This window comes from Paracoccus sp. P2, from assembly GCF_046335115.1.
Lineage (GTDB): Bacteria > Pseudomonadota > Alphaproteobacteria > Rhodobacterales > Rhodobacteraceae > Paracoccus > Paracoccus pantotrophus.
Genome location: NZ_JBGOSN010000131.1, coordinates 1 through 1,562 on the forward strand (window position 1 = coordinate 1; position 1,562 = coordinate 1,562).

3 protein-coding genes are annotated in these 1,562 nt (G+C 67.6%); 2 read left to right on the top strand and 1 reads right to left on the bottom strand.

Annotated elements, in window-relative coordinates; translation table 11 throughout:
• Both ACDP63_RS24740 and ACDP63_RS24745 read left to right on the top strand, forming a co-directional pair.
• A partial coding sequence (locus ACDP63_RS24740) for a recombinase family protein (RefSeq protein ID WP_409928842.1) occupies positions 1-535 on the top strand: 535 nt, incomplete at its 5' end.
• Positions 525-1,235, top strand: a complete 711-nt coding sequence (locus tag ACDP63_RS24745; RefSeq protein ID WP_197029504.1) for a recombinase family protein — start codon at positions 525-527, stop codon at positions 1,233-1,235. The genes ACDP63_RS24740 and ACDP63_RS24745, both read left to right, overlap by 11 nt.
• Here ACDP63_RS24745 and ACDP63_RS24750 read toward each other — a convergent pair.
• Positions 1,188-1,562, bottom strand: a 375-nt coding sequence (locus tag ACDP63_RS24750) for a transposase (RefSeq protein WP_409928843.1), incomplete at its 5' end; no start/stop codon positions are given. The two genes, ACDP63_RS24745 and ACDP63_RS24750, sit on opposite strands and share 48 nt — an antisense overlap.

Here is a 1,562-nt window from a genome sequence, read left to right on the forward strand (position 1 = left end):
CTTCGAGCAGCGCCTTCTTCCATTGATGGATCATCGTCGGGCGCACGCGGTATTCCGCGGCCAGCTCCGGCACGATGCGCCCGCCCTTCGCGGCCTCCGGCGCACCCGAGCCTTGAAGCCCGCGTCATGGTTCCTGCCTTTCGGCATCGTCCGATCCCCTCGTCCCTGGAGACCAGAAGACGGCGGATCGCAGCTTGCCTCACTGTCCGATTCTCGGCGGATGGCTCAATATGAACTGGTTGAGATCGCATGTCGTCGTGGTTTCCGGACCGTGGATGTGATCGACGACGATCTCGGCCGCTCCGCCAGCGGCATGGTGGCCCGGCCCGGCTTCGAGAAGCTTGTCGCCGCCTTGTGCGCCGGGGAAGTCGGCGCCGTGCTCTGCTTTGACGCTTCGCGGCTGGCACGCAAGGGCAGGGACTGGCACCACCTGCTCGAACTGTGCGGGCTTGTCGAGGCGCGTGTCATCGACCTCGATGGGCTCTCACGATCCCTGCCTGCCGAACGACCGCCTGCTGCTCGGCATGAGGGGTAGCATCAGCGAGTTCGAGCTCGGGGTGATCCGGGCGCGCATGCTTGACGCTGCCCGGGCGAAGGCGCGCCGTGGCGAACCTCGGATCAGCGTGCCGCTCGGTTACATCCGGCATCGCGAGACCGGCCTCGGCCTCGATCCTGACTTCCGGCTCCAGCAGGTCATCCGGCTGGTCTTCGAGCGGTTTCGCCAGCTCGGCAGCGCACGGCAGGCGCATCTGTCGCTGGTGGCGGAGGGGGTGTTCTTTCCACGCCCCTCGGACGGCAAGCGCCTGACCTCCTTCGACTGGACAGCGATCCGCTACCGCAACGTCATCGGGATGCTGAAGAATTCCTTCTACGCAGGGGCCTATGTCTATGGAAAGAGTGAGAAGCGCATCGAACTGGTCGACGGCCGCGCCCGCAAGTCCTACGGCCATGGCAAGCCGCCGGAGGCGTGGGACGTGTTGATCCGCGATCATCATGCCGCCTATATCGGTTGGGCGGAATACGAGCGGAACCGGATGCTGCTCGCAGCCAATGCCTATGGACGTGCGGGAGGACAGAAGTCCGGGCGGGGCGGCCGTGCCCTTCTTGCGGGCATGCTGACCTGCGGGCGCTGTGGCCGCGGCCTGGCGGTCGCCCCTGCCGGCGCCCCGCCTAGGCGGTGTCTTCACTTAGGCGATCGCTGCCATTGCGCAGGCGAGGTCGACGAATGCCTTTAAGGAGGCGACGGTTTTCTCGCATCGGAGCGCGATCCGGCGGAAGCGTTTGAGGCGGTTGAAGAGGCACTCCGCAAGGTGGCGTTCCCCGGAGAGCGCCCGATCCGGCGGTCGGCTTCCGGCGCGGCTTCGGTTGCGCTTGATCTGGGCGGTGGCGCGCAGGTCGCCGGCGATGAAGCGGCGCAACGCCTCGGTGTCGTATCCGGCGTCGGCGATGACATGGCCGCCGCCCGCAAGGCCGCGGATCAGCCCCCGGGCCTGCGGGCTGTCGGCCCAATGGCCCGGCGTGATCGCGAACCGGACCGGGAGGCCAGGCGCGTCCACCGCAGC